This is a genomic window from Aquimarina ulvae (genome assembly GCF_053613295.3).
Genome location: NZ_JBSIBP030000009.1, coordinates 124171 through 148089, shown reverse-complemented (window position 1 = coordinate 148089; position 23919 = coordinate 124171). Strand labels below are relative to the sequence as shown.

Genomic DNA, 23919 nt, shown 5'->3' with positions numbered 1-23919 from the left:
CTAATTACGGGGTTTACAGTTAGCAAAATAGGTAACATTTTGGATAGCTTGTCTCAAAGGCTCATCACTAGAAGTATCAGCAAGAGGCCCAGGTATTCTGGCTGATTCTACTGTCCAAGTTTCTTTATCATCTTCCTCACATTGGACTATATCAGATATTAATAATAACAATCTATATTCTGTTCGTATTTCATTTTTTAAACTATCTGATGTACCCTCTACATATTCAATCAATACTTCTATTGTACCATCTGCCAACAAAATAGGTCTTCGTTTATCTAATGCTGTTTCTTCAATAACCATATCGTTTGTTACTGAATCAGTGCTACAACCCATCATAAAAATCATCGCACAAATAATTGTAACTTTATTCAAAAAAAATTGTCTAATCATTATCTTACTTTTTTAAATTATAATATTTTATCCTATTAGTTACAAAAAAGTTCATTTTGTTACCCGGGTGAAGATAAATATTTTGTTTGACCATGGAATCACAATATCATAATGATTAAAAATGAACAATATCTTATCGGTTTGTTGAATAATGATTCTAAAGGAATCATGAAGATTTATACCGAAGTTTTTCCCAGAGTGAGAAAGTTTATTTTGCAGAATAAAGGTACACAGCAAGATGCCGAAGATATTTTTCAGAAAGCCTTAATACAAATCACTGTTAGATATCGAAAAGAAAGGTTTGAAATCAAAGCGAGTTTTGAAGCTTATTTATTTACTGCTTGTAAAAATTTATGGCGCAGAGAATTAAATACTTCAAAAAATAGGGTAACAAATAGTGATATTATTGAACTAGTACCTGCAGAGCGCAATACTGCATTAACTATTTTAGAGCAAAAGAGATGGGAATTGTTTACAGAAAAACTTGATTTGATCTCAGAAAACTGTAAGAAAATATTGACCATGTTTTTTAATAATAGCTCATATGCCGATATTGTTCATAAAATGGGATATAGTTCTGAAACTGTAGCAAGGCAACGTGTTTTTAAATGTAAAACAAAATTATCGAAGACGATTAAAGACGATCAACGTTATAATTCACTCAAAAAGTTATGAGTATAGAAGAAGACATATTAATCCAAAATTTTCTTAAGGATACACTTTCGGAAAAAGAAAGAAGCGAAGTTTTACTTCAAATGGAAAACGATAATGATTTTCGAGAAAAGGTGAACTTTGAAAAACAATTACTTCTAAACCTAAATGAAAGTAAATGGAGTATAAGTACGAATCATGAATTACAGGAAGTAAAGGAATATGAAGCATTGCTTAGAAGTGAATCTACTAAGGTATTAACAGATACAATTAGTGCCGTAAATAATGAATACCAGTTAAAACAAAACAGAGGAAGCCGATCCTGGCTTTTATATATAGGTATAGCGGTCATTTTGGTTCTTATAGGTTTCACTATTTTTTCGCCTTCTAAAGCTACTTCCGAAGAATTATATGTAAGTTATTTAGATGCATCAGAATTACCTTCTTTAGTAGATCGAGGAAATGGTGAACAAAAATCACTTATCAAAGCACAAAGATTATTTGAATCGAAACAATATAATAAAGCATTAGAAATTTTGACCGCAGACTTAGATAATATGCAGAAAAACAAAGCAACTATATATTTATATACTGGAATTTCTCAAATGGAATTGAATCAATTTGATAATGCAGAAAAAACATTTGATACGTTAATTAATAGTAACCTTATCGATGCTCCTAAAGGAATATGGTATAAAGCATTATTATTACTAAAACAAAATAACATAGAAAAAGCAAAAGAAATACTTTCAGAAATTGGTAAGTACCCAAATCATTATAAATCTAAAGAAGCATCCGAGCTTTTGGAACAATTATAACACTAAAAACCCACGAAGTTCGTGGGTTTTCAATTTTATCAAATAATGCATTCTCATTCCAGAGAAATATTACATAGTTTTTATCCTAACACTTCAGCTACTTTCTTACCAATTTCAGCAGGGGAATCTACCACGTGAATTCCGCATTCTCTCATAATTGTTTTCTTTGCTTCAGCTGTATCTTCACTACCTCCTACAATTGCACCTGCGTGTCCCATTGTACGTCCTGCAGGGGCTGTTTCTCCGGCGATAAATCCAACCACCGGTTTAGAGGTTCCACTTTGTTTAATCCATCTTGCCGCATCTGCTTCAAGCTGCCCTCCAATTTCTCCGATCATCACTACACAACTGGTTTCAGGATCATTGATCAATAATTCTACAGCTTCTTTAGTTGTTGTTCCAATAATAGGATCCCCTCCGATACCGATAGCAGTAGTAATACCTAAACCTTGTTTTACAACTTGATCTGCAGCCTCATAGGTTAACGTACCTGATTTAGAAACAATACCAACATTTCCTTTTTTGAAAACAAAACCTGGCATAATACCAACTTTGGCTTCACCAGGAGTAATAACACCCGGGCAATTTGGACCGATTAATCGACATCCTTTATCTTTGATATAGTTAGAAGCTGTAATCATATCTGCAACAGGAATACCTTCAGTAATAGTGATGATTACTTTAATTCCTGCATCAGCAGCTTCCATAATAGCATCCGCGGCAAATGCAGGTGGTACAAAAATAATAGTCGTATCTGCTCCAACTTCTTTAACGGCATCTTCTACAGTATTAAAAACTGGTTTATCAAGATGTGTCTGCCCTCCTTTTCCTGGAGTTACACCACCGACGACATTAGTACCATACTCGATCATTTGTCCAGCGTGAAAAGTACCTTCACTACCTGTAAAACCTTGAACTATTATTTTAGAATCCTTATTTACTAGAACACTCATTGCGTTATGATTTTTTTAATTTTTTTAGCAGTTCCAAAAGTACGCTTTTGAACACTATAGTTAAAATGAAAAATAAAAAAAATGGTTATTTTTAATTTTTTGCTTTCTGTTTATAAAAATTAAACCAACCTACTTTAATTTATTACTTTACTTGGAAACAAAAGATTTTAAATTTTCTGGAGTATTATCTCCTTGTTGACTAATTTGGTAACCTCTATATAGTTTATCATCCTTTAATTCCCATATAGCTATAAAATGTGCTATTGCTTCTTCTTTGTCTGGTCTTTCGATGGTTTTTGCCACATATGTATATCGTATAGTTACCATCCCCTTTTCTTCTAAAAGATGACTAATTTCACACTTAAACGTTTCAAAAGAACTAGACATCTCCTTAAACATCGTTTTGATATCTTCAAAACCCTTCTTGTTGTAGCCAAAACTACTGTTCCAATTTAGTTCAACTTCTGGATGTAAATATTCAGAAAAGGCATCTATATTATGAATCAAATCCGTTTGATAAAAGGACTGAACCACCTCTTTTGCTGTAGTACTCATTATTCTTTATTCTTTAATTTTTCTATCATTTCGGGGATTTGCCTAATGGCAGCAATTTCTTTATATTTTTTTCTAAAATCATCTGCAGGAGTTCCAAAATAACTTTTATTCCCTTCCAATGATTTACTTATTCCGGATTGTGCGGATACAACAGCCTTCTTTCCTATTGTTATTCCACTAGTTACTCCGACTTGTCCCCATAAAGTCACCTCGTCTTCTATCACCACACAACCTGCTATACCAACTTGAGATGCTATCAAACATTTTTTTCCAATAACAGTATCGTGTCCTATATGAACCTGATTATCAATTTTAGTCCCTTCTTTAATTGTAGTATCGCCTGTAACTCCTCTATCTATTGTACATAAAGAACCTAAATCTACATTGTCTTCTACTACGACTCTTCCTCCGGATACTAACTTATCGAATCCTTCAGGGCGATTCTTATAATAAAAAGCATCAGCTCCTAATACAGTTCCAGAATGTATGGTTACATTATTGCCTATAATAGTACCATCATATAAACTTACATTTGCGTGTATCACACAATTATTGCCTATCTCCACGTGATTACCGACAAATGTTCCTGGTTGTATGACGGTGTTTTTTCCTATTTTGGATGATTCGGATATAGCTGAATTAGTTTTTTGAAAAGGTTTGAAATATGTAGTTAATATATTGAAATCACGAAAAGGATCATCAGAAATAAGCAAGGCTTTTCCGTCAGGACAATCAACTTTTTTATTGATTAGCACCACTGTAGCCGCACTTTCTAAAGCTTTGTCATAATACTTCGGATGATCTACAAAAACAATATCGCCTGGAGTCACCACGTGAATCTCATTCATTCCCAATATCGGAAAATCAGGTCTACCGATAAATTCTGAGGATATTATCGTAGCTATTTGTTTTAAGGTGTGTTCCTGAGGAAATTTCATTTTTATAATTCGGAATTCAGAATACGTTTTCTGAATTATTCTTTAATACGTTCTTTATAGGTACCCTTTTCGGTTTCCACTTTGATTTTATCTCCTTCGTTGATAAAAAGTGGTACCATTACCTCTGCTCCTGTTTCCACCGTAGCAGGTTTTGTAGCGTTTGTAGCTGTATTTCCTTTTACTCCAGGTTCTGTAGAAGCTACCTCTAATATTACACTTGCCGGCATTTCTACAGAAAGAGGCATTTGGTCTTCAGAGTTAATAATTACAGTAACAACTTCTCCTTCTTTTAATAGTCCGGGAGCGTCTAATGTAGATTTTTCTAAAGTTATTTGATTATAATCCTCTGTATTCATAAAGTGATACGTGTCTCCTTCTGCATACAAAAACTGAAATTTATGCGTTTCTACCCGTACATCTTCGATCTTATGACCGGCAGAAAATGTATTATCAATTACTTTTCCAGTAGTTACACTTTTTAATTTTGTTCTTACAAAAGCAGGGCCTTTCCCTGGTTTTACATGTAAAAACTCTATAATCTTATATATATCGTGATTGTATTTAATACACAATCCATTTCTAATATCACTCGTACTTGCCATTGCTATTATATTACTTATTGCTATTTTATCTTTCTATCACTATTAATTTGAGAAATACCCTTTCATAATACCTCTCTGAGAGTTTTTTATAAACTCTAAAACTTCATCTCTTTCTGGCGTAGCTTCCATTTCAGCTTCAATGATCGCAACAGCTTGAGAATTATTATAGTTGCTTTGATACAATATTCTATAGATAGATTGTATCTCTCTAATTTTTTCTGTTGTAAACCCTCTTCTCCGTAACCCGATAGAGTTTATACCTACGTAAGATAATGGTTCTCGTGCCGCCTTTGCATAAGGGGGGACATCTTTACGGACTAAAGAACCGCCAGTTACGAATGCGTGATTTCCAATACTACAAAATTGTTGTACTGCTGCCATTCCTGCTAATACTACATAATCTCCTACATTAATATGCCCCGCTAATGTACTGTTATTAGAAAAAATGCAATTGTCTCCTACAATACAATCATGCGCAATATGGCAGTACGCCATAATCCAGCAATTTTTACCGATTTTTGTTTTCATTCTATCGGTAGTTCCTCTATTAATGGTTACACATTCCCTGATCGTTGTATTATCTCCTATTTCAGTTGTTGTATCTTCATCATTAAACTTTTTATCTTGTGGAACCGCAGATATCACAGCTCCTGGAAAAATACTACAGTTTTTACCAATACGAGCACCCTCCATAATGGTCACATTAGAACCTATCCAGGTTCCTTCTCCAATGACCACATTATTATGAATCGTAGTGAAAGGTTCAATAACTACATTTTTTGCAATTTTTGCTCCAGGATGTACATATGCTAAAGGCTGATTCATTGGTTGTATTTTAATGTTTTTAGTATAAACAAATTATAAAAGTATACTACAGGATAATTATTTTGATTTAACTATTTGTGCCATAAGTTCTGCCTCTGTGACCAATTTTCCATTAGCATAAGCAAAACCTTGCATATGGCAAATACCTCTCCTTATGGGTGTAAGCAATTCTAATTTAAATATCAGCGTATCTCCAGGGAGCACTTGTTGTTTAAATTTCACCTTATCTATTTTCATAAAATAAGTCAGATAATTTTCTGGATCCGGAACCGTACTTAAAGCAAGAATACCTCCTGTTTGCGCCATAGCTTCTACCTGCATCACTCCGGGCATTACAGGAGCACCAGGGAAATGTCCAACAAAAAACGGTTCATTCATTGTCACGTTTTTCATTCCTACTACATGTTTATCAGACATTTCTAAAATTCTATCTATTAGTAAAAATGGAGATCTATGTGGAAGCATAGACATTATTTTATTAATGTCCATCAGAGGTTCTTTGTTTAAATCAAACTGAGGAACTTTATTACGCTTTTCAATTTTAATGATTTTTGAAAGTTTCTTAGCAAACTGAGTATTTACATAGTGCCCCGGTTTATTTGCTATAACCTTCCCTCTAATTCGAGTTCCTGTAAGCGCGAGATCACCAATAACATCTAATAATTTATGTCTTGCTGCTTCATTAGGATAGTGCAGTGTTAGATTATCCAATATGCCATTAGGTTTGATAGCAATAGAATCTTTGCCAAAAGCAACTTTTAGTTTTTCCATAGTATCAGGACTTAATTCCTTATCTACGTATACGATAGCATTGTTTAGATCTCCTCCTTTAATCAGCCCGTGTTCTAACAACATTTCCAATTCGTGAAGAAAACTAAATGTTCTGGCGTCTGCAATTTCTTTTTTAAAATCTGAAAGATGCTTTAACGATGCATTTTGTGTACCTAGTACTTTGGTTCCAAAATCTACCATAGTGGTTACCTGATATTCATCTGATGGCATCACAATAATTTCGCTACCAGATTCCTCATCTGTATATGAAATTACATCTTTTACAATATACTCATCTCTTTCTGCTTCTTGCACTACGACGCCAGCCTCTTCTAAAGCTTTGATGAAAAATTTGCTAGAACCATCCATAATGGGAGGTTCTGAGGCATTAAGCTCAATCAAAAGATTATCAATTTCCAAGCCTACACAGGCAGCAAGTACATGCTCTGATGTTTGGATACTTACTCCATTCTTTTCCAGATTTGTACCTCTCTGCGTGTTTACTACATAATTAGCATCGGCTTCGATAATAGGACTTCCTTCTAAATCTACCCGACAAAAAGCATATCCATGATTTTCTGGAGCAGGTTTAAAGGTAAGTGTCACTTCTTTTCCAGTATGAAGTCCAACTCCTGTAAGTTTAACTTCTTTTTGAATAGTTCTCTGTTTATTTTCAACGGAATTACTCATTGTCATTTATCTTTTTCTCAAGTTTGTATATTCTATTTACAATTTTGGGCAAATTTTTAAAATGCACATAGGATTTATTATAATCCGAGTACCCTAATGCTGGAGACCCTTGTATTGCTTCTCCATCTTTTATATTTCTTCCAATTCCAGATTGTGCCTGGATTCTAACTCTATCTCCAATAATCAGATGGCCTGCAATACCAACCTGACCTCCAATTAGACAATGTTTACCAATTTTAGTGGATCCTGCAATACCGGTTTGTGCTGCTATAGCGGTATGCTCTCCAATTTCCACATTGTGTGCTATCTGGATCTGATTATCTAACTTCACTCCTTTACGTATAACTGTAGAACCCAGCGTTGCTCGATCAATTGTTGTTCCTGCTCCTACATCTACATTGTCTTCTATAATCACATTACCTGTTTGCGGAACCTTACTGTATTCTCCCTTCTTATTTGGTGTAAATCCAAAACCATCTGCTCCAACTATTACACCACTATGGATTACACAATTATTGCCTATAATCGATTCAGAATAGATTTTAGCTCCAGCAAAAACGACCACATTATCACCGATGATTACATTATCTCCTATATAAACGTTTGGATAAATTTTTGCATTTTCACCAATATTTACATTATCACCAAGATATGAAAATGCACCTAAATATAAGTTCTCGCCATATTTTGCTGATTTAGAAATAAAACTTGGTTGTTCAATCCCAGTTTTATTCATTTTAACCATATTGTAATAATCCAATAACTGAGAAAACGCTTTATAGGCATCATCTACCCTAATTAAAGTAGTCTTTATATTAGACTCTGCTTCAAACGTTTTATCAACAATAGTTATTGAAGCGTCCGTAGAATAAATATATGGAGTATATTTAGGATTAGACAAAAATGTTAACGAACCTTTAGTTCCTTCTTCTATCTTTGCTAGTTTTGATACTTCTACGGTTTCATCACCTTCGATTTCACCATTTAGTATACCTGCAATTTGTGTCGCTGTAAAAATCATTAGCAACAAAAGTATAAAAAATGTGTTAATCTATATACTTTGGATAGCATATAAAATATTTAGTTACTGGTTTTGACAATGCCTTTAAATTAAATTGATCGGTAGCGCTCACAATATCAACTATTTTGCTCGATTTATACAGAATATTTATATTTTGTTTATTCTGATGATATGCCTGATTAGAAATTTTTCCAGTGAAAACAAAATAACGAGCTTCTTCTTCTGAAAGATTATTTTTTGTTTTAAACTGGTCTAATCGTTTTTTTATTTTTTCTTTACTAAAGGGCTTCTTTTTAATTTTAATTTTAAGTAAATCCCTATCAATAATCATATTACAAAGATTTCTTAACACAAAGTCTTCTGATGAACCCCACTCTTTCATAGCTGAAATAATGTCGTAATCATCAAGTTTGGAAAATGTTTCTAAAACCTCTACAGTAAAATTATCGACAGCAATTTTATTTTCCAAAAAAAATAGTAATGCTTTACTCGAATTAAGTTTTTTTCCTTGATCTATTAATTCCTTAGCCCTTTTTAAAACTCTTATCAACAAACTTTCGGCAACCAGACTTGTTTTATGAAGATATACCTGCCAATACATTAAGCGCCTTGCCAATAAGAACTTCTCTACTGAGTATATTCCTTTTTCCTCCACCACTAAGTCATCACTTACTACATTTAACATAGTAATTAAGCGTTCACTGTTGATGTTTCCTTCGGCAACACCGGTATAAAAACTATCCCTTTTTAAATAGTCCATGCGGTCCATATCCAATTGCCCTGAAATAAGCTGATGAAGAAACTGTCGATGGTATTCACCCTTAAAAATTTGTATAGCAAGCGTTAAACTACCGTTAAATTCTTCATTGATTCTCTCCATAAACATTAAAGAAATAGCTTCATGATTTATCTCATTTACAATACTATGTTCCATTGCATGAGAAAAAGGTCCATGTCCAATATCGTGTAATAGGATTGCAACACACAATGCATCTTCTTCTTCTATAGAAATACTAACACCTTTAAAACGAAGGACTCGCACTGCATTTTGCATTAAATGCATACATCCCAAAGCATGATGAAATCTGGTATGATGAGCACCGGGATATACCAAATACGAAAGCCCCATCTGAGAGATTCTTCGTAACCTTTGAAAATATCTATGTTCAATAAGATCAAAAATTAGTTCATTAGGAATGGTAATAAAACCGTAAATTGGATCGTTTAATATTTTAAGTTTGTTTCTTTTTTTCAAGTTTACTTTACTTTTGTCAACAAATATATATCTATGTATTCAGAATTACGAATTAAGGGTTGTGAATTATTAGATATTGTATGTTTCAAAAAGTACAACTGTAATTCTAAAAAATAAACAGTTATTTATTTTATGACATACATGATACTAAAAAGATGATACATGTAGATATGTATCACCAAATCATTTTAATATTTATGAATAAAAATTTTAGCATATAATGAGCAATATAAAGATACTTTGGGTAGATGACGAGATCGATTTATTAAAACCACATATATTATTTTTAGAAAAGAAAAATTACGAAGTAACCAAATGCCAGAGCGGTACGGAAGCTCTGGAAACTTTGGAGGAGCATAATTTTGACATCGTTTTTCTTGATGAAAATATGCCTGGGCTTTCAGGAATAGATACACTATCTGAAATCAAAGAAAAAAATGACAGCTTACCTGTAGTGATGATTACTAAAAGTGAAGAAGAGTATATTATGGAAGAGGCAATTGGAAGTAAGATTGCTGATTATCTCATAAAACCAGTAAATCCGAATCAGATTTTACTTAGCTTAAAAAAGAATTTAGATCATTCTAGATTAATTTCTGAAAAGACGACTTCAAATTATCAACAAGAATTTAGGAAAATAGCGATGGAAATGGCTATGGTAAATTCTTATGAGGAATGGGTAGAACTCTATCAAAAACTAGTATACTGGGAAATTCAATTAGAAGATATTGAAGATACTGGTATGTTCGAAATTCTTGAATCACAGAAGGTAGAAGCAAATTCTCAATTCTGTAAATTCATTGACAAAAACTATCCTGACTGGTTTAGCGGTGATGACCAAGGGCCAATCATGTCGCATACCTTATTTAAAGAAAAGGTTGTTCCAGAAATTAGCAAAGACCAACCGACATTGTTTGTGGTCATTGATAACCTACGATACGATCAATGGAAAGCCTTCGAACCTATTGTAAATAATTATTACAAAAAAGAAGAAGAAATCTCTTATTGCAGCATCCTGCCAACAGCTACCCAGTACGCTCGTAACTCAATATTTTCTGGATTGATGCCATCAGATATGAAAAAGCGACATCCAGATTTGTGGTTAGATGATACCGATGAAGGAGGTAAGAATATGAATGAAAATGAATTCCTAACCGCACAATTACAACGATTAGGTTTGAATATAAAACACGAATATTATAAAATAACAAATGAACGATCTGGTAAAACCCTTGCTGCAAACTTCAAAGGGCTTAAAGATAATGACCTAACAGTAGTCGTTTATAACTTTGTAGATATGTTATCCCATAGTAAAACCGAAATGGAAGTGATTAAAGAATTGGCTTCCAATGATAAATCGTATAGATCCTTAACGCAAAGTTGGTTTAAAAACTCTCCACTGCTGGAAATGATACAGCAAGCTCAACAAATGGGATTCAAACTATTAATCACTACGGATCACGGAACAATCAACGTAAAAAATCCATCTAAGGTAATAGGAGACAAAAATACAAGCCTGAATTTGAGGTATAAAACTGGTAAAAGTCTAACGTATGAAGATAAAGAAGTCTTAGCGGCTACAAATCCAAAGTCAATACACCTACCTTCTATAAATATGAGCAGCTCCTTCATTTTTGCAAAAGGAGACTATTTCTTTGCTTATCCTAATAATTATAATCACTATGTAGGATATTATAGAAACACCTATCAACACGGTGGAGTTTCTCTTGAAGAAATGATCATACCATTTGTGGTGCTAAAACCAAGGTAATTAAAAATAAAAAATGAGACTGTTTTAAAATAATAACTTCTAAAACAGTCTCATTCGGTATATGATAATCTCTAAATAATAAAGATCTAAAACGTTAATTACATTGAGATTAACCAATTCTCAGGCTTGTCAGACAATATGAATCACCGTCTTCTCTACAATCGAAACAATCTTGTCAAAATTTTGTTTACAATAATTGATAACGACTCCTTGGATAGTAGGTTGTTCTGATTTGTTCACGATTTAAACACCTGTTAACTTTAAGATTGAAATCCTAATTACTTGGAGTAGGGTAAAAAAGATAACCCGCTAATTGTAAAAAAGAGCTGAATAAGAGAAAAAGAAGGACAAAAGCTATTATTATAGTGATTGTAGTAAAAACAAAGTGTAATAAGAGAGGTTCTAACATCCAAGATCTTACTTAATTAGGTATAAAAGTATCCTCTTCTGAAAACACTTTGAATAGTAGGAGTTAAAAATATTATTTTACTTAAAAATTTGAGAATATTAATGAAGCAAATGACATTAACGTACACCTTAGAGGAGCTTTCACAAACTGCACGGCAGCTTATAGAACATATACAACATAAAACACTTTTATTTGATGCAGAAATGGGTGTGGGAAAAACAACATTAATCAAGGAAATCTGTAAGCAATTAGGGGTGAAAGATACAATTTCGAGTCCTACCTACTCTTTAGTTAATGAATACAAAGGTACAAACGATACCATCTATCATTTTGATTTTTACAGAATACACGATGAAGAAGAGGCATATGATATAGGTTTTGAGGAATATTTAGATACGAACGCCTGGATATTCATTGAATGGCCCGATAAAATAATTAATTTATTACCAGAAAAGAGTGTTAAAATTAAAATACAGCTTTGTAACGACGGTAAAAGAATGCTTTTACTGGAATGAAAATATGTTAAAAAAGCTGTTTTAATAAAATTTAACAGAATTACTCTTTTTCTTACAGTAATAATCTACTATTTTTAAAGTTGATTTTTACAAGTATTTAATCGATAAAAGAATGATTTTTGACAGAAACAACGTAATAGAAATACGTTTCTCCAGTACGAGAAGTGCGCTCTTACAGCTTGCAAAATTACAATTTTTTTGAATCGAGCTACTGTAAGATTTTGAGTTAAGTTTGAAATCTAACTAATTTAAACCTTTTTAACGATGAAAATCACCTCCACTATCTTTTTAAGCTTTTTCTTTACCCTAGGAACCTACATATGCTCAAATGTAGATAACAATTACCAGACAATACCCGATACCTCAATCACACAAAATGACAACACCCAGCAAGGAACAATTACCACCTCAAAATCAATGTCCACACCAAAAATCAAAATTAAAGTACCTAAGAATAAGTAGTCTGATTGTTTTTCTCATAGCAACAGTCCCTTTCTTATTTTATATAAATGATATTTTCCCGGATGGTGCCATCTGGGAAAACTCATTTTTTACTTACCAAAGTCAATATTATCAAAGCGTCAATGTATTTATATGGGTATTGCTGGGTAAATTTATTCCATTAACACTTTTTATTATCTGGTTTTTTACCTGTAAACATTGGTGGTGTCCTGTAATTCTAATTCCTATTTCTCTCTATAGCTTTCAGCTTATCACACTAATAATTGAAGATTCTCATATTATAAATGAAAATGAAATATTTTATCTTATTCCAGTTATGATAGTAATTTTAAGTATTGTCTATACCATCCGTACCCGAGTTTTTGACAAGATACATGGTATCGACTTATCAGAATTACATTCTTTTAGTAAATTTGATAAAAAGTCTTGGTGGAATAGATTCCGATAATTATTGAGCATCTTGATTTCTAAGTTGATGTCTTGCTGAGTATTGTATGTTATTGATCGATCCAACCAAATACCAACTCACCCAAATACAGAGATACTAAATTTGGATGCTATTCATTTTTATTCGTAATTTGAGATACAGAAGATCACACAATGGACAAACCAACCTCTCCTTTTACCAAAGAGCAACTCTTGCCACAGGAGGAAATGATAGAAGTGGCACGTAAAAAAGGAAAACTTTTTATAGGTATCCCCAAAGAAACTAGCTATCAAGAAAAACGGGTATGTCTTACACCCGATGCTGTTGCTGCTTTAACTGCGCACGGTCATAGAGTATTAATAGAAACAAATGCAGGAATTGGAGCAAGTTTTACCGATCGGGAGTATAGTGAAGCTGGAGCAGAAATTACTAATGATACCAAAAAAGTTTTTGGATGCCCTATAATTCTAAAAGTAGAACCACCATCCATAGAAGAATTATCGCATATCAACCCTCAAACTGTACTGATCTCTGCCTTACAATTAAAAACTCAATCCAAAGAGTATTTTCAGGAACTTGCAAAAAAAAGAATAACAGCCCTCGGTTTCGAATTTATTAGGGATGCAGACGGTGCCTATCCTGCCGTTCGTGCGTTAAGTGAAATTGCTGGTACTGCGGCAGTTTTAATTGCTTCAGAGTTGATGAGTAGTTCAACACAAGGTTCTGGATTGATGATGGGTAATATTAGTGGTGTTCCACCTGTAGAAGTAGTCATTATTGGAGCCGGTACAGTGGGAGAATTTGCAACGCGCTCTGCAATTGGACTTGGAGCTAATGTAAAAGTTTTTGATAATTCTATCACTAAACTTAGATGTATACAAACGCACGTTGGGCGACCCTTGTATACATCAACTATCCAACCAAAAAACTTATTAAAAGCACTAAGACGCTGTGATGTGGTTATCGGAGCTGTTAGAGGTAAAAACCGCTCACCTATTATTGTATCTGAAACGATGGTAGAACGTATGAAAACTGGAGCTGTTGTCATAGATGTAAGTATAGATATGGGTGGCTGTTTTGAAACCAGTGAAGTAACATCACACGATCACCCTACTTTTGAAAAACATGGTGTCGTACATTACTGCGTGCCAAATATACCATCCCGCTATGCCAAAACATCTTCTTTATCTATCAGTAATATATTTACGCCTTATATATTACAAATTGGCGAAGAGGGTGGTGTAGAAAATGCTGTACGTTTTGATCGTGGGCTAAAAAGTGGATTGTATTTTTACCATGGAATTCTTACGAGTAAATCTGTTGCCGATTGGTTTGATTTGTCATATCGTGATATTAATTTGTTAATTTTATAATCGTAGGTCTTTCAGTATAAAAAAACTCGGCTGTATTTGAATAACCCTTATTCCTATACTTCTTGCTCATACCCCAAACCTGATGGAACTCTCTTATCCTTCAAGTAGTAAAAAACTCATTCACTCAAACACCACCAAACTCCAAAACTTTACTTACTTTTGACCCTTTATCATTACAAAATATGAAGCTTGCACATAGACTGGGATTTTATTTTTTTGGATTTATTATCGGGTTATTTTTATTGTTCTTTTTTTTAGGTGGAAAAAAAGCTTCTTGCGATTACACTCCCACTGCCAGAGTGTTGAAAAATATTCGAATCAAAAAACGTATATTTTCTGAAGATGCAAGAGTCGCAATGTCTAACTATCGCATTGATACTGCAGATATTTCTAACATACTCAGATCAGGAAATGTAGATTTCGGGAAGAGTAATACAAAACTAGATTCTTGTAAGACCTATTTTATAGAAGGTGAGGCTAAAGAGAAAACTATTGGATTACTAATCGCAAATTGTGATTCGATAGCTCGTGTGACTACTTTGGAGATTTTAAAGTGATTTTAACATACGACTCATTACCCAAAACTCAAAATTCTCTTTGCCAATACTAAAAGGGTGTTCTCTAATAATCTTGTAGTTATTTCTTTGGTAAAAAGCCACTGCTTTTTCATTAGACTTTAGAACAGATAGCCAAATAAACTCGCTATGATTTTCAATTGCTTTATGAATTATTGTAACTGGGTACCTATACTTTTGCCCAGATGCTGTTTTAAAATATAAATTTTTTGAAGTTTACATACTTTCTTTGCCTTTATAAACTCTGATCGATCGTTTAGTTGAATTTTAGCATACCCCACCGCGGTATCTGCATCAAAAACGATCCAATACATATTTGAGGATTTTTCTTAATTTTTCTTCAGAAAATGTATTTTCTAGATAATTGATTAAACCATTTCTGTCTCTAAAAAGATACCCAAAAGATTGATCAAAAGTCATTTTTCCTAGGAAAGAAAGCTTATGAACATCATGTACCGAAGTTATTTGTATTTGCACACTCAAAATTTTATCTTTCTCTAGAGTTATCCTTCCTAAATGTGTTTAGTAGTTCTCTAAAACTTTCCATATCTACTGGTTTATGGATTTTTTTAGAACTAACAGGATATTTTTCTAACAGATGAGAAGGTCTGGTTGGTCTTTTAGTAAAACCACCTCCACAATTAGGACACACATTATGCAAAATTGTAGCTACACAATCTTTACAAAAAGTACATTCAAAAGTACAGATCATCGCTTCTTCACTTTCATTGGGCAAAGATGTATTGCAGTGCTCACAAGTAGGTCTTATTTCTAACATATTTCCAAAATTAAGAATTGTGATTATTCAGTTATGAATTAAAATTAACACTTGTTTTCTATATACTTCATTACAGTTTCTGGAACTTTGACACCACTTAGCAAATCAGGTTCTGAAACGGGATCACTTGCTACTTGTCTGATAGGTACAACTCCAGCCCAAATAGGTAAACTGTGATCCTCTTTTTCATCAACTACTCCCTCTGCTCTGATTTTTGCTGAAGCTATATCAATCTCAACCGCCATAACTAAAGTCGCATCAAATTCTTTCCTATTAGGTCTTCTCACATTGTCCCAATGCCCCGGAACCATATGGTTAAGAATACAGGCTAATGCATTCATTTTTTCTTTAGGATTTAGCACTTTACGAACGTTACCAAAAGCATTTACAGAACGGTAATTAGCGGAATGATGAAATGCAGATCTGGCCAGCACCAACCCATCCAGATGTGTAACAGAGAGGCTAACTTTTCCCGCATCTAATAAATTTATAATCATTCTGTTCTTTAATGATCCGTGAATATAGATGATATTATCTTTTCTTCCATAAGCAGTTGGAATGACAATCGCTTTACCGTCCCACACATACCCAATATGACATAAAAAAGTATCATCCAGGATTTTATTAATTTCTTCTACAGTGTAACTGGCTCTTTTAGCTCCTCGTACTACTTTATTCAACGGTGTAATTTTATATTCTGACATTATTTGTTCGTTTTTTGATACGCCTCAAAATTAGTAGCTTTATGGAGTGTTAATCTAATCCAGTTTACATATTATGAGTAGTCCAGTTTTATTTCCTTTAAAAAGTATAATTGAATTGAACAGAACGTCTAACAGGCACCTTTACTTGCAATTGTGCGATCAAATAATTGGTCTTATTCAATCAGGAAAATTAATACCATCTACAAAACTACCAGGATCCCGCCCGTTGTCAGAAGATCTTAATATACATCGGAAAACAGTTGTAGCAGCTTATGACGAACTGATGTCACAAGGTTGGATTCATAGTATTCCTGCAAGCGGCACTTTTGTTAGTAAAGATTTACCTATCATCAATCCTAGACAATTAAAAGTTTCTCTTACCTCCAAAAGCAATTCAAATACAGTGGGTTTTGAATTCAAAAACAGAAAACATCTCTTAAGAAAAGAAATAGAAACTCATCATGCTATGTTAAAAATAGATGACGGAGTTCCTGATCATCGATTAGCTCCTATTGATGATATTGCGAAAAACTATCGAAATATTGCAAAAACTTCATATCACAGAGAACTACTGACTTATAGCGATACTCGTGGAAATATCGATTTACGCAATGCATTGGTCACCTATCTTAACCAAACCAGAGGGTTAAAAATAACAAAAGATAATATCCTTATTACTAGAGGGAGTCAAATGGGTATTTATATAGCTAGTCAACTTTTGCTTAATCAAAAAAATATTGTCATTACTGGTAACACCAATTACATGACCGCAGATAATACTTTTAGAGAAGCAGGTGGAATTATAAAACGTGTATCGGTAGATATAGAAGGTATAAAAACGAGTGAAATTGAAAAAATCTGTAAAAAACATCAAATTAGAGCAGTGTATGTAACATCACATCATCACCATCCTACTACCGTAACTTTATCCGCAGAGCGACGTATGCATTTGCTAAGTCTGGCGCAGCATTATCATTTTGCTATTATAGAGGATGATTACGATTATGATTTTCATTATAACAATGCCCCAATTCTACCATTAGCCAGCAATGATACTCAGGGAAACGTTATTTATATAGGAGGGTTTACAAAGATCATCGCTCCCGCACTACGTATTGGGTATTTTATTGCTCCAAAAGAAGTGGTTGATGAAGCTGCAAGACTAAGGCGTATTCTGGATAGACAGGGCGACACCTTATTAGAACAAACACTGGCTCGAATGATTGTAAACGGTGATATACAAAGACATAGTAATAAAGTTCGTAAAATCTATAAAGCTCGTCGCGATTTATTCTGTAAATTATTTCAGGAAAAGTTGGATGATTTTTTCGACTTTAAAATCCCGAGCGGCGGCATGGCAGTTTGGGTACAACTAAAACAACCATATCATTGGAATTCAGTAATAATAGAAACACAGAAAAAAGGTCTCGTATTTATAAATGACTGGAAACGGTACGATAATGACAACTCCGGTCATAACGGTTTTAGAATAGGTTTTGCTAAATTTAACGAAACAGAAATAATTCAGGTTATTGATATACTGGAAATGGTTATGAAGGCTATTCAATAATCAAATCAAACTTTTTCAATACGCCTGCTATGGTTTCTTTAGAAAACTTGGCTTTCTTTAATTTATTCTGAGTTGGATCAATATCAAATTTTATCGCTGATGTAAAATCTGCTTTCTCTGCATTTGTTTGTTCAAAAACTGCACTATTTAAATCACAGTTTCTGAATTCAGAACCTATAATTGTAGCTTCGGTAAAATCAGCTCCAATCATTTTACAATCAATAAACTTCGTATTTTTTATTTCAAAACTAACAAAGGAAGCATAATCTAATATACACCCTTGAAATCCTGCAGAAAACATAAAAGCATCACAACTACTAAAATTTGCTCCTAACAACTTACAGTCTTCAAATATACATTCATCTCTAAAAGCAGCTTGTTTCAGGAGTACCTTAGTAAAATTGCAATCACTAAATGTACATCCCAAAAATGTAATAACAGCTATATTTGCTTCCGTAAAATCACAATTCGTAAACGTACAGTTATCGTACTCATTACCGGGTAATTTCTGATTAGAAAAATCTTGATTGGTGAAGTTTTTGTTTACGAACGTTTGTAATGTCATTTCTATCTTATATAAATTCAAAAATAAATATTTCTTTAAAACTATAATAATAATGTGATTTACAATTTGAGCCTATCTAAAAGTAATACCATTGTAGTGTACGGAAAATTGAAAAGGTTCACACATGTATGGGTCAATTTTTAATGATCTCTACACGATATCCACCTTTATTTTAACCTATATGATTAAACTTTTGAACCAATCCGTGTTCTTAAGACCATATTAAGATAAAATTCAAAAGAGATTAACTTTTAACAATGTACATTTGCCTTTGCTAGCTTAAATAACGGTATACCTTTTCGTGTGGAGAAAAAAAAGAAAAAAATATATAAATGGTTAAAAATACTATCTAAAATAGTTGCTGGTATACTTTTCATTTTTATTCTTTTAATTCTATTTATAAGAAGTCAATGGGGTCAAGATATTATTGTCAATAAACTAGTCTCATATATATCCGACAAGACTGGTACCGTCGTAGATATTGACAAAGCTTATATCACATTCTCCGGAAATATTCTTTTAGAAGGCGTGTATCTCGAAGATCGAAAACAAGATACACTACTATACTCCCAAAAACTGGAAGCTTCTATAGCTTTAATTCCGTTGATCAGAGGAAAAAGTTATCATCTTAAATCTTTGGATTGGAAGGGTGTAAAAGCAAACATCGTCAAAACTGAAGACACAAATTCTTATAACTTCAATTTTATAACTGAAGCCTTTTCTTCAAATCAAGATTCGATTATAGAACCTTCAAAATCTGATCAAAATGTACCTATAAAAATTGGAGATATTGCATTACACGATTTTGAAGTAACCTTTCTTGATGAAATAATTGGCATTGATATGAAAACAAAATTGGGAACGCTCGAAGTAGCGGTAGAAAATTTTGATCTGGAATCGATGCTTTTTGAAATAGATGCATTGAATTTTACAAACTCAGTAATCAATTATACACAAACCAAAACAATCGCTCAGGATACTACCAGCAGTAAATATCCACTACCAATGATAGCAGTAGCTGAAATTAATATTCAGGATATAAAAGCAACATACCAGTCAATACCAGAAATAGTTACATTGATTTCGGATGTTAGGGAGTTATCAGTAACCTCGGGTATTATAAATTTAGAAAAACAAGCGTATCAAGTGGATGTTTTGACACTTAACAATTCTATAGTTTCATATACCGATTTAAGTAATAAAGTTAAAGACCCTGTTAGCGATACTCCCGTTGTTTTTCAATGGCCAGACGTAAATGTAACAGCTAATCGACTAGCATTACAAAACAATGCGATCCAATACCGCACTACTTCGGATATCATCCATACTTCAGCATTTAACCCCGATCATATCGTACTGAATGCTTTAACACTACAAGCCAATGATTTTAAAATAAGAAAAGGAAAAGCCAATGTGGATCTTACGCAGCTATCTTTGAACGATCGAAGCGGATTCAAACTTCAAAAGCTTTCTTCTAAAATAAGTGTCGATGATTCTTCTGGATTAGCGATCAATAATCTCATTATAACCACAAATGGTAGTACCCTGAATGGGTCGTTCAATGTTACCTATAACTCCTTATCTAATTTTGTCAATAATCCAGAAAAATCACAGATGGATATCGATATCGATACTATGAATATTGATATACAGGATTCCTACTTTTTTCAGCCGGATCTGGCAAAAAATCGCTATGTAGATTCCTTGGCAAAAAAAAGAATCCGTGGTTCATTACAAGCTGATGGAAAAATTTCTGATTTCAATACCAATATATCAAGCCTATATTGGGGAGCCGATACAAATTTGAAACTAAAAGGAGCGGTTAAGAACCTTCTAACTGAAAAAGAGATCAGAGTTGATACGCTAAAGTATAGTATGCGTACTACAAATAATGATGTGAAAGCTTTTATAAATGAATCAGATTTGGGAATTAAGATTCCTGACACAACCCATATCAGTGGTCAAATAACTGGATCGATAAATCAAATTAAAGGTAATGCTACACTCCAGACATCCATAGGATCTGTGAGCATTAATGGAAATTATAAAAACCAACGTACTATTGCTTTTGACGGAGCTATTAACATTACTAAACTTCAGTTACAAAAGCTATTAAATAATGAGCAGCTTGGAGCTGTATCGCTTTCTGCGAAAATATCGGGATCCGGAACTTCTCTCAATACGCTAAACGCAACGTTGAACACGGATTTTAAGCAATTGACCTATAAAAAATATGATTTTTCTGATCTTACGTTATCAGGTAAAATTAACAACGGAGAAGGAAACATCAACGCGAAGTTTAAGGATGATAATTTAAATATATTGATGGATACTAAGGTGAAACTAGACTCAGTTTCACCTAAAATAGATGGATTAGTAGATGTAAAAGGAGCTGATTTAAATGGTTTAGGGATCACTCAAGAACGCATTAAAACCCAGTTTAAATTACTTGTTGATTTTAAAGGAAATTCAGATAATTTTACACTCATTTCTAATATCACCGATGCTTTGGTCGTAAAAGAAAATGAACCTTATCCAGTAAGTGATATCAAAGTCACCGCTTCTAGTAACAAAAAGCAAACAAAAGCATTAATAGATAGTAGATTTCTAAATGCTAATATATCTGCCAACGCAAACATCCAAGCGATATCCTATGCCGTACAAACACAATTAAAACAATATATTTCTGAGTCAGCAGTAAAGGATACCATTAAAAATCCGGTAAACATTAAAATCAACCTTACGCTTAGAGAAAAACCGATTCTTAGCGATGTTTTTTTATCAGGGCTAAAACAAATGGATTCTGTTACTGTGGACATTGATTTTACAGAAGACACAGAACAACTTACCGCTAACATCGAGGCTCCGTCAATACAGTATAATACCAGCAGTATAGATAGCCTCTACCTTTCAATCAATGGAGACAAAAAAGATCTTAACTTTTCCTTGGGTTGGAAAAATATTTTGTCCGATCCTATCCATATTAATAGAACATCTTTGGATGGAGTGCTAAAAGATCAAGCATTACTACTCGATTTCAGCACCAATGATGAAACTGATGAAATTGCTTATTTGCGGTCCGAGCTACGTCTCAAAAATGATACACTATACTATCACATTGATCCCAAATCTGTCATTTTTGATAAAAACCCTTGGACTGTTTCCGGTAACAATCAAATTACTATTGCAGAAAAATATCTCTCCTTCAGAGATTTTGAAATATCACAAAATCAACAGCAACTAAGCATTAACTCTAATGATCCTTCGATTGATAAAGAACACATAAAAATAATATTCGACAAGTTTAATTTGTCTACGTTCACCTCTGTTCTAAGTAATGACGAAATACTTGCTAATGGAGTAGTTAACGGTGAACTGACTATTGAAAACCCATTTGATGAAACAGGATTGTTAGCAGACATTGGTATAAGTGAATTAGAAGTTACCGAAATACCTTTAGGTAAGCTCTCTTTAAAAGCAACTTCCAAAAGTTTTCAAAGTTATGAAGTAGCACTTCAACTCAATGGAGAAAATGCTGAATTAAGCCTTGATGGTGATTACAAAGCTTCTGAAACAGCAGCAAATATTAATCTCGACTTTACTTTAGATAAGTTGAATATGAACGTCATAGAAAAATTTGTAGATGATCAAATTTCAGGTACTAAAGGTATCATAAGAGGTAATGCAAAGATTACTGGCACCACTTTAGAACCTACATACGACGGGATTTTTCATTTTGAAAACACTAGTTTAATTATAAATACACTAAACACTAGGTTTACATTACCAGAAGAAAACATCAAAATCGATAATTCAGGATTGTTATTAAACAATTTTACGATTGCAGATGAAAATCAAAACACTTTTTCCTTAGATGGAAAAATTGGAACGAAGAATATCAATAATCCTAACTTTGATCTGAAGCTAAAAACTAAAAACTTTCAGATATTAAATGCAACCAGAGAAGATAATGATCTTTTTTACGGTACGGTAAAAGTAACAGCGAATCTTGATATTCAAGGAGATCTTAATGTTCCAAAGATTCGAGGAAATTTGGCAATTGATGAGGGATCTGACTTCACGTTGATTGTTCCTGAATCTGAATTGGATATCAAAGAGCGAGAAGGCGTGGTAGTATTCGTAAACCGCAAAAATCCTGATGCAATTATGACGCGTGTTGAAGAAGACCAATATGCCACAGCATTATTAAAAGGATATGATATTAATACACGGTTGAAAATTGACAAAGGCTCTACTTTTAAAATTGTCATTGACGAAAGGAGTAAAGATAATTTTCAAGTTTCAGGTAAGGGCGAATTTAAATTTGGCATGGAACCAAACGGAAGAACGACTTTATCAGGACGTTATGATATCAACGATGGTCATTATGAGGTAAGTTTGTATAATATTGTAAAAAGGAGGTTTACCATTGCTCCAGGTGGTTCTATTACCTGGCTTGGTGATCCGCTGGATGCCAAACTAGATGTAACTGCCATCTATGATGTAGAAACATCTGCCGCTTCGTTGATGGCTTCAAAAACATCAGGAGAATCTACAGGAGTCGTTAATCAATTTAGGCAAAAACTACCATTTTTGGTATATCTTAATGTAGATGGTGAATTATTAGAACCCGAAATTTCTTTCCAATTAGATATGCCAGAAGATGAACAAGGATCACTTGGAGGAGAAGTTTACAGCCAAGTTCAGCAACTGAACAATCAAGAAGAAGAATTGAATAAACAAGTGTTTTCTTTATTAGTTCTTAATCGATTCTTTCCCCAGTCAGGAAGTGACGGCAGTAATGGTGGTGCTGTCTCTCTGGCCAGAGATAATGTAAATAAGGTTTTATCAGGGCAGCTTAATAACTTTTCTGATAAATTAATTGGAGATACAGGTATAGAATTGGATTTTGGACTCAATAGTTATACAGATTATCAAGGAAATTCGCCACAAAATCGAACCCAATTAGAAATCAATGCGCAGAAACGATTATTTAATGATCGGTTGATTATACAAGTAGGAAGTGATGTAGATATCGAAGGTAGTAGCCAGAACAATGAAGAAAGCACTCCGGTAATCGGTAATGTGAGTCTCGAATATCTGTTAACAAAAAACGGTAGATATCGCCTTAAAGGTTTTAGAAAAAATGAATTCGAAAGCGTTATTGATGGGCAATTGATAGTTACAGGAATAGCTTTCATCTTTAATAGAGAATTCAATAAATTTAAAGAATTATTTTCTAGATCAGTCGCAAAAGAACTGGAGCAGGAAGAGACTACTAATAAAAAGAAGAATTGA

Annotated in this window: 23 protein-coding genes; 9 read left to right on the top strand and 14 right to left on the bottom strand. The window is 33.3% G+C overall.

Going from position 1 to position 23919, the window contains the following annotated elements; all coding sequences use genetic code 11:
• The gene (locus ACWGOQ_RS18250; protein WP_452057806.1) at positions 1 to 393 is read right to left on the bottom strand and encodes a hypothetical protein; all 393 of its coding nucleotides are present in this window, start codon (positions 391 to 393) and stop codon (positions 1 to 3) included.
• A 111-nt stretch (positions 394 to 504) separates the two neighbouring features.
• Between ACWGOQ_RS18250 and ACWGOQ_RS18245 the strand changes: the two genes are divergently transcribed.
• Together ACWGOQ_RS18245 and ACWGOQ_RS18240 are read left to right on the top strand one after the other, a co-directional pair.
• Complete coding sequence (locus tag ACWGOQ_RS18245; protein ID WP_452057807.1) at positions 505 to 1068, top strand: RNA polymerase sigma factor; 564 nt, start codon at positions 505 to 507, stop codon at positions 1066 to 1068.
• Positions 1065 to 1862 (top strand): tetratricopeptide repeat protein, encoded by a 798-nt coding sequence (locus tag ACWGOQ_RS18240; protein ID WP_452057808.1) that lies wholly within the window; start codon positions 1065 to 1067, stop codon positions 1860 to 1862. The genes ACWGOQ_RS18245 and ACWGOQ_RS18240 overlap by 4 nt, the downstream gene beginning before the upstream one ends.
• Positions 1863 to 1942: 80 nt before the next feature.
• Here the strand turns inward: ACWGOQ_RS18240 and sucD are convergent, their stop codons facing one another.
• From sucD to ACWGOQ_RS18200, 8 genes are all read right to left on the bottom strand, one after another.
• Positions 1943 to 2815 (bottom strand): succinate--CoA ligase subunit alpha, encoded by an 873-nt coding sequence (sucD, locus tag ACWGOQ_RS18235; RefSeq protein WP_452057809.1) that lies wholly within the window; start codon positions 2813 to 2815, stop codon positions 1943 to 1945.
• Between the two features lie 147 nt (positions 2816 to 2962).
• Positions 2963 to 3370: a nuclear transport factor 2 family protein gene (locus ACWGOQ_RS18230; protein WP_452057810.1), complete on the bottom strand. Its 408-nt coding sequence runs from the start codon at positions 3368 to 3370 to the stop codon at positions 2963 to 2965.
• On the bottom strand, positions 3370 to 4308 hold the full coding sequence (locus tag ACWGOQ_RS18225; RefSeq protein WP_452057811.1) for a UDP-3-O-(3-hydroxymyristoyl)glucosamine N-acyltransferase: 939 nt from the start codon (positions 4306 to 4308) through the stop codon (positions 3370 to 3372). The genes ACWGOQ_RS18230 and ACWGOQ_RS18225 overlap by 1 nt, the downstream gene beginning before the upstream one ends.
• A gap of 35 nt (positions 4309 to 4343) precedes the next feature.
• Entirely contained in the window at positions 4344 to 4910 is a 567-nt protein-coding gene (gene efp, locus ACWGOQ_RS18220; RefSeq protein WP_452057812.1) for an elongation factor P, read from the bottom strand.
• Positions 4911 to 4952: 42 nt separating this feature from the next.
• Entirely contained in the window at positions 4953 to 5735 is a 783-nt protein-coding gene (gene lpxA / locus ACWGOQ_RS18215) for an acyl-ACP--UDP-N-acetylglucosamine O-acyltransferase (protein ID WP_378173556.1), read from the bottom strand.
• Between the two features lie 57 nt (positions 5736 to 5792).
• Positions 5793 to 7196, bottom strand: a complete 1404-nt coding sequence (locus tag ACWGOQ_RS18210) for a bifunctional UDP-3-O-[3-hydroxymyristoyl] N-acetylglucosamine deacetylase/3-hydroxyacyl-ACP dehydratase (protein WP_452057813.1) — start codon at positions 7194 to 7196, stop codon at positions 5793 to 5795.
• Positions 7189 to 8217 (bottom strand): UDP-3-O-(3-hydroxymyristoyl)glucosamine N-acyltransferase, encoded by a 1029-nt coding sequence (lpxD, locus tag ACWGOQ_RS18205; protein WP_452057814.1) that lies wholly within the window; start codon positions 8215 to 8217, stop codon positions 7189 to 7191. Before lpxD ends, ACWGOQ_RS18210 begins: the two co-directional genes overlap by 8 nt.
• Before the next feature lie 25 nt (positions 8218 to 8242).
• Positions 8243 to 9472: an HD domain-containing protein gene (locus ACWGOQ_RS18200; protein ID WP_452057815.1), complete on the bottom strand. Its 1230-nt coding sequence runs from the start codon at positions 9470 to 9472 to the stop codon at positions 8243 to 8245.
• A gap of 220 nt (positions 9473 to 9692) precedes the next feature.
• On the opposite strand from ACWGOQ_RS18200, the gene porX reads away from it, so the two are divergent.
• From porX to ACWGOQ_RS18175, 5 genes are all read left to right on the top strand, one after another.
• Positions 9693 to 11243 (top strand): T9SS response regulator signal transducer PorX, encoded by a 1551-nt coding sequence (porX, locus tag ACWGOQ_RS18195; protein WP_452057816.1) that lies wholly within the window; start codon positions 9693 to 9695, stop codon positions 11241 to 11243.
• Positions 11244 to 11762: 519 nt separating this feature from the next.
• Positions 11763 to 12167: a tRNA (adenosine(37)-N6)-threonylcarbamoyltransferase complex ATPase subunit type 1 TsaE gene (tsaE, locus tag ACWGOQ_RS18190; protein WP_452057954.1), complete on the top strand. Its 405-nt coding sequence runs from the start codon at positions 11763 to 11765 to the stop codon at positions 12165 to 12167.
• 376 nt (positions 12168 to 12543) lie between these two features.
• Complete coding sequence (locus ACWGOQ_RS18185; RefSeq protein WP_452057817.1) at positions 12544 to 13077, top strand: hypothetical protein; 534 nt, start codon at positions 12544 to 12546, stop codon at positions 13075 to 13077.
• Positions 13078 to 13229: 152 nt separating this feature from the next.
• Positions 13230 to 14429 carry an alanine dehydrogenase gene (locus tag ACWGOQ_RS18180; RefSeq protein ID WP_452057818.1) on the top strand — a complete coding sequence of 400 codons (1200 nt, stop codon included), beginning with the start codon at positions 13230 to 13232 and terminating at the stop codon, positions 14427 to 14429.
• Positions 14430 to 14611: 182 nt separating this feature from the next.
• Positions 14612 to 14986, top strand: a complete 375-nt coding sequence (locus ACWGOQ_RS18175) for a hypothetical protein (protein WP_452057819.1) — start codon at positions 14612 to 14614, stop codon at positions 14984 to 14986.
• Positions 14987 to 15156: 170 nt separating this feature from the next.
• Here the strand turns inward: ACWGOQ_RS18175 and ACWGOQ_RS18170 are convergent, their stop codons facing one another.
• The 4 genes from ACWGOQ_RS18170 to ACWGOQ_RS18155 are packed head-to-tail and all read right to left on the bottom strand — an operon-like array spanning position 15157 to position 16486.
• Positions 15157 to 15318 (bottom strand): GNAT family N-acetyltransferase, encoded by a 162-nt coding sequence (locus ACWGOQ_RS18170; RefSeq protein WP_452057820.1) that lies wholly within the window; start codon positions 15316 to 15318, stop codon positions 15157 to 15159.
• Complete coding sequence (locus tag ACWGOQ_RS18165) at positions 15299 to 15481, bottom strand: hypothetical protein (RefSeq protein WP_452057821.1); 183 nt, start codon at positions 15479 to 15481, stop codon at positions 15299 to 15301. Before ACWGOQ_RS18165 ends, ACWGOQ_RS18170 begins: the two co-directional genes overlap by 20 nt.
• A gap of 10 nt (positions 15482 to 15491) precedes the next feature.
• Positions 15492 to 15782, bottom strand: coding sequence for a DUF1272 domain-containing protein (locus ACWGOQ_RS18160; protein ID WP_452057822.1), 291 nt, complete (start codon positions 15780 to 15782; stop codon positions 15492 to 15494).
• A gap of 44 nt (positions 15783 to 15826) precedes the next feature.
• Positions 15827 to 16486, bottom strand: coding sequence for a pyridoxamine 5'-phosphate oxidase family protein (locus ACWGOQ_RS18155; protein WP_452057823.1), 660 nt, complete (start codon positions 16484 to 16486; stop codon positions 15827 to 15829).
• Positions 16487 to 16559: 73 nt separating this feature from the next.
• Between ACWGOQ_RS18155 and pdxR the strand changes: the two genes are divergently transcribed.
• On the top strand, positions 16560 to 18056 hold the full coding sequence (gene pdxR / locus ACWGOQ_RS18150) for a MocR-like pyridoxine biosynthesis transcription factor PdxR (RefSeq protein ID WP_452057824.1): 1497 nt from the start codon (positions 16560 to 16562) through the stop codon (positions 18054 to 18056).
• Here pdxR and ACWGOQ_RS18145 read toward each other — a convergent pair.
• The gene (locus ACWGOQ_RS18145) at positions 18046 to 18642 is read right to left on the bottom strand and encodes a pentapeptide repeat-containing protein (RefSeq protein WP_458202836.1); all 597 of its coding nucleotides are present in this window, start codon (positions 18640 to 18642) and stop codon (positions 18046 to 18048) included. The genes pdxR and ACWGOQ_RS18145 overlap by 11 nt on opposite strands.
• A 282-nt stretch (positions 18643 to 18924) precedes the next feature.
• On the opposite strand from ACWGOQ_RS18145, the gene ACWGOQ_RS18140 reads away from it, so the two are divergent.
• A complete protein-coding gene (locus tag ACWGOQ_RS18140; protein ID WP_452057826.1) occupies positions 18925 to 23919 on the top strand; it encodes a translocation/assembly module TamB domain-containing protein in 4995 nt (1664 codons plus the stop codon).